Source organism: Frankia sp. CeD (assembly GCF_000732115.1).
Taxonomy (GTDB): Bacteria; Actinomycetota; Actinomycetes; order Frankiales; family Frankiaceae; genus Frankia; species Frankia casuarinae.
Genome location: NZ_JPGU01000009.1, coordinates 13,993 through 29,625, shown reverse-complemented (window position 1 = coordinate 29,625; position 15,633 = coordinate 13,993). Strand labels below are relative to the sequence as shown.

Sequence of the window (15,633 nt, the reverse complement as noted above, 5' to 3'; positions counted from 1 at the left end):
GGTCATTCCGCGTGCCGCAGGGCCCGCGACTCCCCGACACTGGCGTCATGAGAGCCGCCGAGTATCCGGCCACCGAGCATCCGGCCACCGAGCGTGCGGTGCGCGCGTTCGTCGAGACCTACGGAGAGCGGCCCACCCACCTCGTCCGCGCGCCCGCCCGGGTGAACCTCATCGGCGAGCACACCGACTACAACGACGGCTTCTGTCTTCCGGTGGCCATCGACCGGGAGCTGTGCATCGCCTTGCGCCGTAACGAGGCACCCGAGCTCCGGCTGGTGTCCGAGCAGGACGCGGTGCCCGCCGTGATCCCGCTGCCGCCGCCGGGCTTCGACACGCCGGTGTCCGCCCGGGCACCCGGATGGGTCCGGTATGTCGAAGGCATCGCGGTGATGCTGGCCGCCGAGTCGGCCTCCCGTGCCGCCGCCGGATCGGGGGGCTCCCGTGCCGCCGCCGGGTCGGGCTTCCCGGCCGGAGGGGGCCCGGTGCCCTGGCGTGGCACGCTGGCCAGCGACATCCCCGTCGGCGCGGGACTGTCCTCCTCGGCCGCGCTGGAGCTGGCCGTCGCCCTGGCCGGTGCGCATCTCGCCGGGTTGACGCCATCGCCGACGGAGCTCGCGCTGCTCGCCCAGCGGGCGGAGAACCTCTGGGTGGGGGCGGCGACGGGCCTGCTCGACCAGCTCGCCTGCGCCGCGGGCGTGGCCGGCCACGCGCTGCGGATCGACTGCCGCACGCTGACGACCGAGCCGGTGCCGCTGCCGGGCGGGCTGGCCGTGGTGGTCATCGACACCGGCTCGCGCCGACAGGTGGTGACCAGCGAGTACGCCACCCGCCGGGCGGAGTGTGAGCGGGCGGCGCGGGCGCTGGGCGTCGCCGCGCTGCGGGACCTCACGCCCCGGTCGATGGACGAGGCGGTGGCCCGGCTCGGCAGGNCCGCCCGGTCGGATGGGACAACCCGGCCGGGCGGAGCGGCCGGCGGGACCGGGCCGGATCCGGTCGCGCTGGATCCGGTCGCGCTGGATCCGGCCGCGCTGCGCCGGGCCCGGTTCGTCGTCGCCGAGAACGCCCGGGTCGACGCCGTCGCCGCGGCACTGCGCGCGGGCGACGCCCCAACGGCCGGGCGGCTGTTGCTGGCGGGGCATCGCGGGATCCGGGAGGACTTCGAGGTGTCGGGTCCGGAACTCGACGCGGCGGTCCAGGCGGCTTCGGCGGCTCCGGGGNGCTTCGGCGCCCGGATGACCGGCGGTGGTTTCGCGGGCTGTGCGGTGGCCCTCGTCGACCGGTCCCGGCTGACCGCCTTCACCGACGCGTTCGAGCCGGCGTATACCGCGCTCACCGACCGGCGGGCCGTGCTGCACGTCTGCTCGGCGGTCGCCGGCACGTCCGTCCTGGACCTCGGGTAGCGACCGGGGGGCGGAAGTCGGCGGCCCATGGTGGGGGCGAGCTCCGCGGCCAGATCGGCGAGGGGCGCACGGAAGATCATGGTCAGGGCGGGATGGGAACAGCAGGCCGCACGGCCCAGGCCCGCGTCACACCTGGTCGCACTCGTGCGGCCCTTCTCATGTCCCGCGGGCCACTCGTCCCGTCCGATCCCCAAGTCCCGTCCGATCCCCAAGTCCCACCCGATCCTCAGGCCGTTGACAGCGTCCACGTCTGCCGCATCCCGGATTTTGTCGAGACGGAGTGGCTCGGCGTCGCAATGGGCAGCCGGAGCTCGATGCTCATGGCTGTCGATCATGGCTCTGACCTGGGCCGTTGCACTACCGCCGGATCGCTGCAGAATCGGCCCACGATCCACCGCCGATCATGCCTTCAACCTGCGACTTTACTTTCGGGGTCGGGTCGCTGATCATCCCTGGAGGGATCGCAACGGTTGTGTCCGACTGTTGGATATCGAGGACAGGCGGGTCGCTGATCATCCCTGGAGGGATCGCAACACCGGTACCACCGCGGCCGGTCCGGCACATCAAGATGTCGCTGATCATCCCTGGAGGGACCGTGGTGGGGGGCACGGCGGGCCGGGGATGGTGGGATCATGACGGTGAGCCTCAGGGACGGGAGAAGACTGTGATGTCCGAGGAAACCGCCGATCCGTCAGGTGAGCCCGCGGCCGAGCGTGAACCGGGGGCGCGGTCGCCAGCCGGTCGGGAACCGTCCGGGCAGCCGGCGCCCGATGCCGAGCCGGGGCCGGACGCCGACGCGGGGGCGGATGAGGCTGGGGCGACGTTTGCGGGCAGGTTCGACTTCCGTCCGGTCGACTGGGACGGCTCGTTCAGCAGGGTGTGGAGGGCGCGGCATGGCCAGGAGCTGACGAATGAGCTTGCCGCCGAACAGGAGCGGCGGGAGAACCGGAAGTGGTTCGAGCGGTATAGGCAGGAGCTGCTGGACCGGATGGATGCGGAGTCCGCCCGGGAGGCGGCACGGCGCCGGGCGGAGGACCGCGAGCGGGCGGTGGCGGAGGGCGGGCGGCCGGCGCGGGGGGCGGCGGACGAGGCGCTGCTCCGCAAGCTGGAGCTGCTTGATCGATTTCCGCCCGTCGACCCCGGTGACCCCGACGAGCCGGCCGGGCCGGCCGGGCCGGCCGACCCGCGGTGACCGGCGTGCCGGCGCCAGTCAGGGGTCGCGGTGGCGGAATCTCGGCTCCACCGGGATCGGCCGTTCGAGGGGCGGCGGCTGATCGTGGCGGGTCTCGCCGACAGTGTCGGCGAGGGTGCGGCGGGCCCGGGTGCTGTCCGGATGGAACGGGCCGTGCTCGCGCAGCGCGTCGGTGAGCGCGGCGCGGTAGAGGGGGACGGCGTCGGCGGGCCGGCCGGCCTGGCGGTAGGTGTCGGCGAGGGCGCCCCGGGNGGCGCGGGNGTCGGGGNGGCCGGGGCCGAGGAGCCGCTCGCGGACGGCGAGGACACGTTCGTTCAGGCCGACGGCCTGCGGAAGCCGGCCGGTGGTCCGGTAGACCTCGGCGAGCCCGTCGGCGGTGCGCAGGGTGCGCGCGTCGCCGACGCCGTGCGCCCGGCTCCGGTCGGCGAGCAGCCGTTCGAGCAGCGGCACGGCCGCCTCAAGCTGCCCGGTGCGCCGGTAGGTCGTCGCGAGGGCGTTCCGGGCCTCGACAGTGTAAGGGTGCGCGCGGCCGAGGACGTGCTCGTGGCGGTCGAGGGCGCGTTCGAGATGGGGGACGGCCTCGCCGGGCCGGCCCAGCCTGAGGTGGGCGGTGGCGAGGCTCTCGCGGGTCTCGGTGGTCTCGGGGTGGTCGGGGCCGAGGGCGCGTTCCCGGCCGGTCAGCGCGCGGCCGAACTCGCGTGCGGCGTCGTCGAGCCGTCCGGCGTACAGGTGGGCGCGGGCGAGTCCGTCGACCGTTTCGAGGGTGTCGGGGTGGTCGGGGCCGAGGGTGCGCTCGCGGCCGGTCAGCGCGCGGCCGAACTCGCGCGTGGCGTCGTCGAGCCGTCCGGCCTGGTGATGGGTGACGGCGAGCTGGTGGCGGGTGCCGAGGGCGGCGGGATGCTCGGGGCCGAGGACCCGTTCGCGAGCGGCGAGGGTCTGCTCGAACAGCGGCACGGCGTCGCCCACCGCGCCGATCCGGCGGTAGGCGACGGCGAGGCTGTGGCGGGTGTCGAGGGTGGCGGGGTGCTCCGGGCCGAGGATCCGCCGCTGGTCGGCGAGGGTGTCCCGCAGCAGCCGGGCCGCCTCGTCGTCGCGGCCGGCGGCGTCGTAGGCGCGGCCGAGGCTGTGCCGGCCTTCCAGGGTGTCGGGGTGCTCGGGGCCGAGGATGCGTTCCCGGGTGGCGAGGGTGCGCTGGAACATCTCGACCGCGCGGTCGGTCTGGCCGACCTTCTGGAATAGCTGGGCTAGGGTGTCCCGGCTGACCAGGGTGTCGGGGTGCTCGGGGCCGAGGATGCGTTCGCGGTCGGCGACGGTGTGTTCGGCCAGGCGGCCGGCGGCGTCGATCCGTCCGGCGCCGAGGGCGACCCGCGCGAGGGTCTCCCGGCAGGCCAGGGTGTCGACGTGCACCGGGCCGTCGAGCCGCTCGCGGGCGGCCAGGGCGCGGGCCGCGAGGGGGAGGGCCTGATCGGCTCGGCCCTGCCCGAGCAGGTAGGCCGCCGAGCGTTCCGCCAGCCAGGCGGCCTCCGGACCGTCGGCCTCCGGACCGTCGGCGTCGGTGGAGTCGGCGTCGGTGGAGTCGGTGGCGGTGGCGTCGAGCACGGCGAGCGTGTGCGGGAGCAGCTCCCGCCAGGCGGGCCAGGCTTCCGGGTTGGCCGTGACGGCGTCGGGCAGCGACGCGCGCAGCATCCGGGCCATGGTCGCGACGATCTCGTCGGCCTGGTCGGGGCCGGTGTGGGTGTGCACGGCGGCCCGCACCAGCCGGTGCATCGTCACGGTGTCCGCGTCGCGGTGGGCCAGGCCGTACCGCTCCAGGACGCCGACGGTGTCGGCGAGGGCGAGCGGGTCGCCGGCCGCCGCCCGCAGCCCGGAATCGGGGATCACGTCCGGCTCGGCGGTGAACAGCCGGATCGGGATCGGTTCGTTGTCGCCGTGCGCGACGATCCGCAGCAGGTGGCCGGCGGCCGGTGCCTCGGCGTCGAGCCGGCGGATCGGCTCGTCCCAGAGGGNGGCGGCGGNGGCCCCGGGCCGCCCGCTCACCTCCCCCTGCGCCAGGAGGACCTCCGGCCGGTCGATTAACACCTGAAGGTAGGTCTCGGCGGGGGNGCGGCCGGNGCTGATGCGGNGGGCGGCCTGGTCGAGGGCGAGCGGGNGGTCCCCGAGCCGCTCGGCGATCCGGTCGGCGACCGTCCGTTCGACGGCGGGCAGCCGGCCGGCGAGCAGGGTGACGGACTCGGCCCGGTCCATCGGTCCGACCGGCACGACCGGGCCGAGATGGTCCCAGCCGGGGTTGCGGGAGGTCAGTAGCAGCCGGCCGGGTTCGGTGGGCCGCAGCCAGTCCGGCAGCGTGTCGGCGTCGGCGGCGTCGTCGAGGACGATCAGCCAGCGGCCGTCGGCCCGGCCGAGGTTCGCGATCACGGCGGCCGGTTCCGCGTGGCCGGGCAGGCCCACCGCCGGGGCGAGCTCGCGCACCCGCTCGCCGATCAGCTCGGGGCGTTCCGCCGGCACCCACCACACGGCGTCGAGATCCGCCCGGTGCTGGCGGACGTACTCGGTGACCAGGCTGGTCTTCCCGATCCCCGCGATTCCCGTCACGGTGACCAGCGGCGAGCGGGACAGCGCCTCGTCGAGCCGGGCGAGCGCGGCCGTCCGGCCGACGAACCGGGCCGGCTGATCCGGCACGTTCCACACCGCCGGCAGCTCCGGCGGGAAGATCCCCCGCCGGCCCGGGAAGCCCGGCGGCTGTTCCGGTTGTGGCCGGTCGCCGCGCAGGGCCGCGAGCAGGCTGGCCCGGACGGCGATCTCGCTGCGGTCGAACAGGTCGACCGGGACGAGTTGGCCTAGCAGACCGGGCAGCGGCCGGTCCGCCACCCTGGTCACCAGCAGCCGGCGTTCGCCTCCGGTCGGGTCGGCCGACCACGCCGCCGCCCATTCGGCGACCGCGGGCGAGGAGCGCAGGTAGCCGTCGGAGACCACCGCGATCGTGTGCCGGGCCTGGCTCACCGCCCGGTCCAGCCACCCCACCCGATGCGTCCCCGCCGGCGCCCAGGACTCAAGCAGGACCTGGTAGCCGGCATCCTCCAACGTCCCGGCGATCCATTCGGCCCAGGCCCGCCCGTCGTCCGCGTACGACACGAAACAGTCGGGAGCGCCGTGCCCATCGCCCCCGCCGGTCACCGTCCCAGCATGGCATAGTCACCGAAACGGATTAACCGAGGATGGCGTCGATCGCCCGGTAGACGCGTTCCTCGGAAACCGGGTACGGGGTGCGCAGGCTCTGCGCGAACAGGCTCACCCGCAGCTCCTCGATCATCCAGCGGAGGCGCCGGATCTCGGGCGCCGGCTCCCGGCCGGCGGGGACGGTGGCGAGCAGCTCCCGATAGGCGTCCTGGACGCGCCCGACGGTCGCGGTGTTGAGCCTGTCCCGCCCGGGATCGCGGGGCAGCCGCTCCAGTCGCCGTTCCAGCGCGGTCAGGTAGCGGACGAGGTCCGCCAGCCGGTCGGCCCCGGTGTCGGTGACGAATCCCCGGTAGATCAACGAGATGAGCTGGTCACGCGCGTCGGCCACCGACGCCGCCACCGCCGGGGCACGCAGCTCGCGCAGCGCCAGATCGACCGCGTGGGCGAGGCCGAGCACCTGCTGAACCTCGCGGACCACCTCGAAGGCGGCCTCGGGCAGTCCCGCGCGTACCGCGGCGAGCAGCGCGGTGAAGCCCGCTTCGTCCCAGGCGGGCCCGCCGGCCGCGGCGATCAACCGGTCGGCGGCGGCCCGCACACAGTCGTCCAGCAGGTCGGCGGCGTCGCGGTGCGGGTTGTGGCTCAGGGCCAGCTTCGCGGCGTTCGACAGCCGGGCGTTGAGGCCGCGCACCGGGGAGGGGACGCCCAGCAGCACCAGGCGCCGGGTGCCGGCCCACATCAGCTGGCGCTGTTCGGCCTCGGTGTCGGCGGCTCGCACCGCGACCGAACCGCCCTCGTCGACCAGCGCCGGGAACGCCTTCACCACGTGGCCGCCCGCCACGTTGCCGCCGCGGCGCAGCTCGACGACCTTCGGCAGGGTGCCGAGGTCCCCCCACGCCCGCAGGCCGGCCCGCTCGAGGCCGTCCGCCGCGGCAGCGACGGCCTCCCGGGTCCTCGGGCGCAGCCGCTCCTTGATGGCGTCGAGGTCCTTGCCCTCGGCCAGTACCCGCCCGCCGGCGTCCTCCACCCGGAAGGTGAACCGCAGGTGATCCGGCACACCCGCCAGCGACCAGGAATCGCGCGGGATCTCCGGCCCGCCCATCCGGCGCAGCTCGTGTTCCACCGCGGTGAGCAGGGGCGCCTGGCGTGGCGTGATGTTCGCCAGGACCGCCTTGGCGTAGTTCGGCGCCGGGACGAAGCTGCGCCGCACCGCCTTCGGCAGCGCCCGGATGAGGGCGGTGACGAGCTCCTCGCGCAGCCCCGGCACCTGCCATTCAAAGCCCTCGGCGCCGACCTGGTTCAGCACGGCCAGCGGGATGTGCACGGTGACCCCGTCGGCCGCCGAGCCCGGTTCGAACTGGTAGCTCAGCGGCAGCGCGAGGTCGCCCGCCTGCCAGACGTCGGGGTAGTCGGCCTCGGTGATTCCCGTGGCGTCCGCGGTGACGAGCATCGAGCGCGGGAAGTCGAGCAGGTCCGGGGTCGTCCGGCGCGCCTTGCGCCACCAGGCGTCGAAGTGCCGGGCGGACACGATGTCCGCGGGGACGCGCTCGTCGTAGAAATGGAACAGCGTCTCGTCGTCGACGACGATGTCGCGCCGCCGGGCCCGGTGCTCCAGCTCCTCGACGTCGGCGAGCAGCTCCCGGTTGGCGTGGAAGAAAGTGTGGCGGGTCTGCCAGTCACCCTCGACCAGTGCGTGCCGGAGAAACAGCTCCCGGCACAGGACCGGGTCGATCCGGCTGTACTGGACCGGCCGGGAGGCGACGATCGTCACCCCGTACAGAGTCACCTTCTCGTCGGCGAGCACCGCGCCCTGCCGGCGCGACCAGCGCGGTTCGCTGTACGTGCGATGCACCAGGTGGGCGGCGAGCGGCTCGATCCAGTCCGGGTCGATCCGCGCGGCGGTGCGGCCCCACAGCCGGGAGGTCTCCACCAGCTCGGCGGCCATCACCCAGGCGGGTGGTCCGGACGGCCGCTTCGGCGCGTCCTCGCCCGCCGGGTCCCCCGGGTTCGCCGACGTGGCTGTCGGCCCGGTGCGCTCGGCACGGTTCGACCGCCGGGCCAGGACGGAGCCCGGCCAGAGCGCGAAGCGGCCGCCGCGGGCGCCGGCGTACTCCCGGCGCTCCGGGTCGTAACGACCGATGTGCGACAGCAGCCCGGTCAGCAGGGCCCGGTGCACGGTTCGTGGATCGGCCGCGCCGGAGCTGTCGTCCCGGGGGGTGAGCCCCAGGCCGCGGACCACCGCGGCGAGCTGGCCGTGCACGTCCTGCCATTCCCGGATGCGCAGGTAGTTGAGGAACTCCGTGCGGCACATCCGCCGGAACTGGTTGGCCGACAGCTCGCCGCGGGCGTCGCGCAGGTAGTTCCACAGGTTCAGGTACGCCAGGAAGTCCGAGGTCGGGTCCGCGAACCGGGCGTGGCGGGCGTCGGCCGCCTGCTGGTGCTCGACCGGGCGCTCCCGGGGATCCTGGATCGCGAGCGCGGCGGCGATGACGAGCACCTCGCGCAGGCAGCCCTGCTCGTCGGCGGCGAGCACCATGCGGGCCAGCCGGGGATCCACCGGGATCTGCGCCAGCCGCCGGCCGAGGGGAGTGATCCGGTGACGGGGATCGGACGCGGTGGCGTCGAACGCCCCCAACTCGGCGAGGAGCAGTTCGCCGTCGCTGATCTGGCGGGGGTCGGGCGGATCGAGGAACCCGAACGTGGCCATCTCGCCGAGGCCAAGGTCGGCCATCCGCAGGATGACCGAGGCCAGGTTCGTCCGCAGGATCTCCGGATCGGTGAACTCCGGCCGGCCGGCGAAGTCCTCCTCGCTGTAGAGGCGGATGCAGATGCCGTCGGCGGTCCGCCCGCAGCGCCCCTTGCGCTGGNTGGCGGAGGCCTGCGAGATCGGTTCGATGGGCAGCCGCTGCACCTTGGTGCGGTGGCTGTAGCGGGAGATCCGGGCGGTGCCCGGGTCGATCACATAATGGATCCCCGGCACGGTCAGCGAGGTCTCGGCGACGTTGGTGGCCAGGACCACCCGCCGTCCGGTGTGCGGCTGGAACACCCGGTGCTGCTCGCCGGCGGACAGGCGGGCGTAGAGCGGCACGATCTCGGTGTTCGGCCGCTGCTCGCGGGTGAGTGCCTCGGCGGTGTCGCGGATCTCCCGTTCGCCGCTGAGGAACACCAGGATGTCGCCCGGGCCCTCCGCGCACAGCTCGTCGACCGCCTCGCTGATGGCCTGGGTCTGGTCGCGCTCGGCCTCGCCGTTCTCCCTGCCGGTCCTCCGCGCGTCGGCCGGGCCGCTGGCTGGTCCGCCGGCTGGGCCGCCGGCTGGGCCGCTGGCCGCCGGGACGAGCGGGCGGTAGCGGACCTCGACCGGATAGGTGCGCCCGGACACCTCGATGACCGGGGCACCCGCGAAGTGGGCGGAGAACCGGGCCGTCTCGATCGTCGCGGAGGTGATGACAATCTTGAGATCCGGCCGGCGGGGGAGCAGCGACCGCAGGTAGCCGAGGATAAAGTCGATGTTGAGGCTGCGCTCGTGCGCCTCGTCGATGATGAGCGTGTCGTAGCGGCGCAGCTGGCGATCGGAGGAGATCTCGGCCAGCAGGATGCCGTCCGTCATGAGCTTGACCAGCGTGTTCTCGTGCACCTGGTCGGTGAACCGGGTCTGGTAGCCGACGACGCCGCCCATCTGGGGAGCCGGGGTGCGCAGTTCCTCCGCGATGCGGTCGGCGACGGTACGCGCGGCGATTCGGCGCGGCTGGGTGTGCCCGATCATCGCCCGGACCCCGCGGCCGAGCTCCAGGCAGATCTTCGGTAGCTGGGTGGTCTTGCCGGACCCGGTCTCCCCGGCGACGACGACCACCTGATGATCCCGGATCGCGGCGAGAATCTCGTCCTTGCGCTGGGTGACCGGAAGGATGTCGGGGTAGTCGAGCGTCGGAACGCTGGCCCGGCGCCGCTCCAGCCGTAGCGATGCCCGGTCCACCTCGGCGGCGATGGCCTGTAGGGCCCGCTGGCGCGCGGCGGGCTCGCGGGTGCGCCGGCTCTCGGCGAGCCGTCGGCCCAGCCGATGGGCGTCGCGAGGAGACAACCCGGTCAGCCGCGCGGACAGCTCCGCCGGTGGCACTGGGCCTGCCGGTGGCACTGGGCCTGCCGGTGGTGACGGCTGCTGCGGCGGCGTGGGCGGCGGCGTGGCGGGAGGNTTCAAGAGCTGCCTTTCCACACGTCGTTAAGCCTAGGGCACAGCTGTCCCGGCGGCGTTGCGTTCCTCCGGCCCGTCGGGCGGCGGCGACGACTCTTCGGCCGGCGAATTTTGGGGACCTGAGCACGGTCTGCGGTCCCTGGACCGTGTCTTGCTCCCCTGAACTGGAGGTCGGGCCATCCCGTTACCTCTTCGACGGATGAGAGGTTCGACGGATGAGAGGCGAGGCGGTCCTTTGCCGACCAAGGCGAGGTGCGGCCGGTAGCCTGCCAACAGCCCACCCGGTCGGCGGGGGGCCGCCGCTCGACGCCGTCGCGGCCTTTATGCCGTCGCAACCTCTGTGCCGTCGCAACCTTGTCGTCGACAGGAACCTCGATGTTGAGGGGGCTGAGCCCTCATGATGATGAGGTGCGAAGTCGGCCCCCACCCTGGTCCGGGCGACCTCCTCGGGCCGGGCAGGGCGTGACCGCCGACGGGCGGGAGGCGGCCTCGTCCGGGGTGCGCGAGGCGGTCCCGTCCGTGGCGCCGGCCACCGTGCCCACGGTCGCCTCCGCCTCCGCCTCCGCGGGCACGGTGACCGCCTTCGGGGAGGGCGCGCTCGAGCTGGGCCGAGCCTCCGTCGAGCTGGGCCGGGCTTACCAGGCGCTGGAACAGGTCATGGGGCGCGTCCTCGTCACCCTGCGGGCGGTCGCGGTTCTGCTGACGGTGTGCTACGTCGCGGTCTGGCGCTGGTACGACCACAGGCCGGCGGCGATGGCCGTCGCGGGGCTGACGGCCATCGGCGGTCTCGTCTTCTGCGTCGTCGGCCTGCGACGCGGGATCCGTCGATCGATGACCACCGTCACGGTCGCGATGTCGGCGGTCCTCGCCCTGACGGCCTCGTCCTGGTTGCCGCCCGCTTCGGTGGGGGACAGCGGGAACTTCGTCTTCCTGACCGCCATCAACGCCGGGATCGTGACGGTCTGGACATTTCCGACGGCCGTCGCGTCGGTCCTGCTCCTGACGCTGTGCGGCGCCACTCTCGTAGGCGGCTGGGGCCACAATCCCCAGGTCTTCTCTCAGACCGCCATGCTGCTGATCATTCCCGGTCTACTCGGGCTGGCGATCGGTCGACTGCGCCGGATCGCCCGCACGGCCGACCAGCGCTGGGCGAACGTCGCGGCCCGGCACCGCAGCGAGGCGGTCGTCCTCGCCGTCGCCCGCGACCGCCGGGAACGGGAGCGAGTCATCCACGACACGGTGCTGAACACCCTGACCGGCATCGCCTGGGGCGGGGGACGGGACGTGGAACTCACCCGGCGTCGATGTGCGCAGAGCCTCACCGCCGTGCGCGGCCTGCTCGACCGGGACGACGAGGTCGGTCCGCCGATCGGCGAGCGGCTGGCCGAGGTCGTCCGCGACGCCACTCGACGGGGGCTGCAGGTCAGCCTCGACGACCAGCGTCTCCCAGCCATCGCGGGGGAACCTCCCGGTGAGCCCCCGGCGGTGGTCGTGGAGGCCTTCGTCGGAGCGGTCGGCGAGGCGCTGGTCAACGTGGAACGGCACGCCGGCACCCGGCGTGCCTCGCTGCTCCTCGGCGGTGGCCCGGGCCTGCTCATCGTGACGGTGTCCGACGCCGGGTGCGGCTTCGACCCGCGGCGGGNCGACTCCNCCCNGCTCGGGCTGCGCGAGTCCATCGTCGGACGGCTGGTGGATGTTGCCGGGACCGCCCGCATCGACGCGCGCCCGGGGCAGGGCACCGTTGTGGAACTGCAGTGGCGCGCCCCGGACGCGACGACGGGGCACGTGACGCGACCACATCCAAGCGATGATCGCGATGATCGTGGCGATCGGGATGATCACGGAGCCGGAAGGGCCGGCGGGCGGGTCGCCGATCGTCGGGACGTCGCCGCGATCGCCGCCGAGCTACGCGACGCCTATGCCGCCGGGCTGCGCCGGGCGCTCGGGCAGATCGCCGGGCTGTGGCTGATCATCATGCTCGTGCCGTTGGTCGGCACGGGTGGGTGGGTGCGGACGATGGCCGGAGCGGGAGCGCTGTGGCTGCTGGTGGCCGTGCTCACCGTCGTCTTCGTCCGGCGCGGACGGAGTCGGCCGATCAGCGGTCCCGAGGCGGCCGTGCTGCTGTTCCTGGCCGTNGCCGTCGCCGTCGCCGGCATAGCGAACACCGTCGGCGCGGACATCGTCCGGATTGCGGACTGGCCGTTGCTCGTGCTTCCCCTGCTCCTAGCGTTCATCACCGCCTCCCGGCCACTCTGGGAATGGGTGGGTGCGCTGCTGGTCGCGATTGCCATGATGATCGTTGCGGTGTTCCTGCGCGGTAGCACCGAATCGCTGGTGCTGGCGCGGCTGGGGGTACTGATCTACGGTGCGTGCGGGGTGCAGATCGTGACCGCGATGCTGGGTCCCCTGCTGCGCGGCACCGCGGAGACGACCGCCCGCGCCTTGGCCGCCGAGGCTGAGGTCGCCGCCCAGGTGGATGCGTCCACCATGATCAGGTGGGAGCGGGCGCAGTGGTTGCGCACCGTGGGGTGGGAGGTGCTGCCGTTACTCGACGGGGTCGCGGGCGGTTGGTTGGACCCGCGGGAAGCCGCCGTTCGGAGCAGGTGCGCGATGCGGGCGGCCGCTGTCCGTCGCATGATCACCGGGGGTGGTCCGTCGTCGGCGCTGGCGGACCTCGACGTGGTCGTCGCCGACGCCGAGGCCGCGGGAATGACCGTCCAGATCCAGCTGTCCGGCGATCTGCGGCTCGCGCCAGCTCCTGTGCGGGCCATGGTGGCCGATCAGGTGCGGGAGGTGCTCGCCGCCGTCCCCGGCGGCCGGGCGATTGTGACGGTCCTGTGGACGCCGGCCGGCGGCAGTGTTTTCGTCTCGCTGCCCTGGCCGCAGGGCCTGCCGCCCCCGCAGCTCGGCCGCGGGGGAGAGGACGCGGGCGGGATCGAGGTCGCGGTGGAGCTGGACGATCGGTGTCTCAGCCTGGAGCTGACCTGGCCGGCGGCGAGCGCGGTCACGGACCCGACCGGGCGGGTCGAGTCGATCGGTGGGCTGGCGGAGTAGTAGGCCGGCGGAACGGCGGGATGGCGGAGCAGTAGGACGGCAGGCCAGCAGAACGGCGGGCCGGTGGGCTGGCCGAGTAGTTAGGCCGGCGGGCCGGCGGGGCAGCCGGTCGGCGGGCTGGGAGCGAACCGCGTTCAGAGCTCGGTGATGATGCGCCGTAGCAGCTCGGCAGTGTCACCCGGGGTCGTGCTGTCGACACTGAGCCGGTTATACACCTCCATGTACCGGTCGACGTCCTCGCGCTTGTCGAGGTAGGCGGAACCGGTGAGCTGCTCCAGGTAGACCACGTCCGGCAGGTCCATTTCGGGGAAGCGGAGGATCGTAAAGGCCCCACCCTCCGCCGCGTGGCCGCCAAAGGCGAACGGCATCACCTGCAGGGTGAGGTTCGGCAGCTCGGACACGGCGATGAGGTGCTCGAGCTGGGCCCGCATCACCTTCGGTCCGCCGATCGGCCGACGCAGCGCCGCCTCGTCGATGACTATCCAGAGCCGTGGCGGGTCCTTACGGCNCAGCAGCNTCTGCCGGTTGAGCCGCACGCTGACCCGGCGCTCGATGACGTCGACTGGTAGGCCACCACTACCTTGCGTGATGATCGCTCGGGCGTAGTCCTCGGTCTGCAACAGGCCCGGAATGAACTGGAGTTCGTAGGTCCGGATGAGCTGGGCCGCCTCCTCCAAGCCGATGTACGGCTGGAACCAGGACGGGAGAACGTCGTTGAAGTTCTGCCACCAGCCAGCGGCGTTCGCCTCCCGGACAAGGGCCAGCAATGGGGCGCGCTCTGCATCGTCCGTGACCTGATAGAAGGTCAGCNGGTCGGCGACGTCGCGTTCTTTGAAGCTGACGCGGCCAAGCTCCATCCGGCTGATCTTCGACTCTGATGCGCGGATGTGGTAGCCGGCGGTCTCCCGGCTGATGCCCTTCTCCTCGCGAAGTCGACGGAGCTGAGAGCCGAGCAGGATCCGACGTACGGTCGGTCCACTTCCCGGCTGAGCTGTCGTCACGGTCGGCCCCCTCGCCATGGTCAACGCAAGAGTAAGATACTCGATCTTCTGGTTCCGGATGGGTGGCTGGTTCTCTCGTCTGGGTGACACGCGCGTGTTTAGCGTGGTGAGGATTATTTGTATACACGCTTACGGGGAGCGCCGACGACGGGTCTCCGTTTAACGGGGGGTAGGGGTGCCCCCGGCTGTCGGGTGCAGGCGCAATGGTGTGGACGATGACATGTCCGGACATTCCACTCTCACGGTGCCAGATTCCAGGGGCGTGAGGACTTCGGGCCCCCGGACGGCGATCGTGTGCTTCCTAGTGTTACTCTCCACGGCTGCACCCCTCTTCGCTCCTCCCCCCACTCTCCCCATCGGGTTCCCCTCCGCCGTCCGGTCCCTCCGCCGTCCGGTCCCTCCGCCGTCCGGTCCCTCCGCCGTCCGGTCCCTCCGCCGTCCGGTCCCTCCGCGGATCTCTCCGGGTTCACGCCGGCGCTCTTCGCCGCCGCGCTGGTTCTGGTGCACGATCTCCGTCGAGTGCTGTCGAGGTGTCCCCCGTTGTTTTACAGCTATGTCGCGGGCCCCGGGACCACGAGTGGACCGGAAGGGCCACGGTTTTCGCTACGCCGAGGCTATGACCTTGTGCACAGTCAGGTCGCGCGCGGCCGGCCTCCCGTCGTCCGGGGAGCCGGAGTGCCCCGTCGTGAGCGCGCGTCTCGCCCCAGACCGGGGATCTTTTTCTCCCGGCTCGGTCCGCGGCCGCCTTGTACGGGTGCCTGGCGCATGGGTCGGATTCGTCACTCTTCGGATTTTTCGGACGTTTCGCCTAGTGGGGTCGAGGCCCGTCCATGGTCCTTCTGCGGAGCCTCACGGGCGGACTGGGCGCAGATTCGTGGTGCCTGCATGGTTCTTGTGATGGGATTTTTAGTGCTTTTGGTAGTTATATCAACATTCTCGGCGCCTTCGTCGGAAGCTGTCGATGCTCCCTTGATCTTCTCTTGATCTTTCTTTGGGCTTCCCTGGGGCCGCCCCGGGACTGGTTCGGCGTGGAGGCCGCGGCGGCGCGAGGCGTCGGGCCGGGCATCTGTCACCCGCTTGATGCACGTGCACCCGACCGTGCTGTATCGTGAGCCAAAGTTCGTGCAGCCGCACACGCTGGCATGATGGGACGGTCTTCCGGGGGGGTGTTCCATCGTGGGTTTGGCTGGCGGTCGGCCGGCGGTCGGTGGTTGGCCCGTCGGTGGTATGGCGAGCGGACGGCGTGGGTCGGGGCCGTGGCGGCATGGCTTCCCGGGGCTTCAGGAGATCGACATGACCAAGATCTACAGCGGTATGTCCGCCGCGGCACTGCAGCGCGTGACATGGCAGAAGAGTCGTCGGAGCAACTCGCAGGGAAACTGCGTCGAAATGGCGAAGCTTCCGGGTGACGAAGTTGCCGTCCGTAACTCTCGGCATCCAAACGGACCCGCTCTGGTGTATACCCGAGCTGAAATCGAGGCTCTGATACTCGGGGCCAAAGACGGCGACTTCGACAACCTGCTCCAGTAGTCGCGCCCGTCATGGCCTTCCCGGTTCCGGCAGCCTCGACGAGGCGGGNACGTTCCATCGCCGTGTGGGCTCCCTATGCAGGGAGCCCACACC

Annotated in this window: 7 protein-coding genes; 4 read left to right on the top strand and 3 right to left on the bottom strand. The window is 72.6% G+C overall.

Annotated elements, in window-relative coordinates; all coding sequences use genetic code 11:
• Positions 1–47: 47 nt before the first annotated feature.
• The gene (galK, locus tag CED_RS08050) at positions 48–1,400 is read left to right on the top strand and encodes a galactokinase (protein ID WP_035909621.1); all 1,353 of its coding nucleotides are present in this window, start codon (positions 48–50) and stop codon (positions 1,398–1,400) included.
• 667 nt (positions 1,401–2,067) lie between these two features.
• Positions 2,068–2,592 (top strand): hypothetical protein, encoded by a 525-nt coding sequence (locus CED_RS24250; protein WP_160172376.1) that lies wholly within the window; start codon positions 2,068–2,070, stop codon positions 2,590–2,592.
• 18 nt (positions 2,593–2,610) lie between these two features.
• On the opposite strand, the gene fxsT is transcribed toward CED_RS24250, so the two are convergent.
• A complete protein-coding gene (fxsT, locus tag CED_RS08040) occupies positions 2,611–5,766 on the bottom strand; it encodes an FxSxx-COOH system tetratricopeptide repeat protein (protein WP_035909618.1) in 3,156 nt (1,051 codons plus the stop codon).
• Between the two features lie 31 nt (positions 5,767–5,797).
• Positions 5,798–9,880 carry an ATP-dependent RNA helicase HrpA gene (gene hrpA, locus CED_RS08035; RefSeq protein ID WP_051868723.1) on the bottom strand — a complete coding sequence of 1,361 codons (4,083 nt, stop codon included), beginning with the start codon at positions 9,878–9,880 and terminating at the stop codon, positions 5,798–5,800.
• A 537-nt stretch (positions 9,881–10,417) separates the two neighbouring features.
• Here hrpA and CED_RS08030 point away from each other — a divergent pair.
• Positions 10,418–13,009 (top strand): histidine kinase, encoded by a 2,592-nt coding sequence (locus CED_RS08030; RefSeq protein ID WP_235186959.1) that lies wholly within the window; start codon positions 10,418–10,420, stop codon positions 13,007–13,009.
• Between the two features lie 134 nt (positions 13,010–13,143).
• Here CED_RS08030 and CED_RS08025 read toward each other — a convergent pair whose 3' ends face one another.
• Positions 13,144–14,010, bottom strand: coding sequence for a helix-turn-helix transcriptional regulator (locus CED_RS08025; RefSeq protein WP_035909677.1), 867 nt, complete (start codon positions 14,008–14,010; stop codon positions 13,144–13,146).
• A gap of 1,293 nt (positions 14,011–15,303) precedes the next feature.
• Here CED_RS08025 and CED_RS08020 point away from each other — a divergent pair.
• Positions 15,304–15,540 (top strand): DUF397 domain-containing protein, encoded by a 237-nt coding sequence (locus CED_RS08020; protein WP_011437824.1) that lies wholly within the window; start codon positions 15,304–15,306, stop codon positions 15,538–15,540.
• Positions 15,541–15,633: the final 93 nt, after the last annotated feature.

Coding starts and splice junctions, on each gene's coding strand:
- CED_RS08020 (WP_011437824.1), top strand. CDS start 15,304: ATGACCAAGATCTACAGCGGTATGTCCGCCGCGGCACTGCAGCGCGTG.
- CED_RS24250 (WP_160172376.1), top strand. CDS start 2,068: ATGTCCGAGGAAACCGCCGATCCGTCAGGTGAGCCCGCGGCCGAGCGT.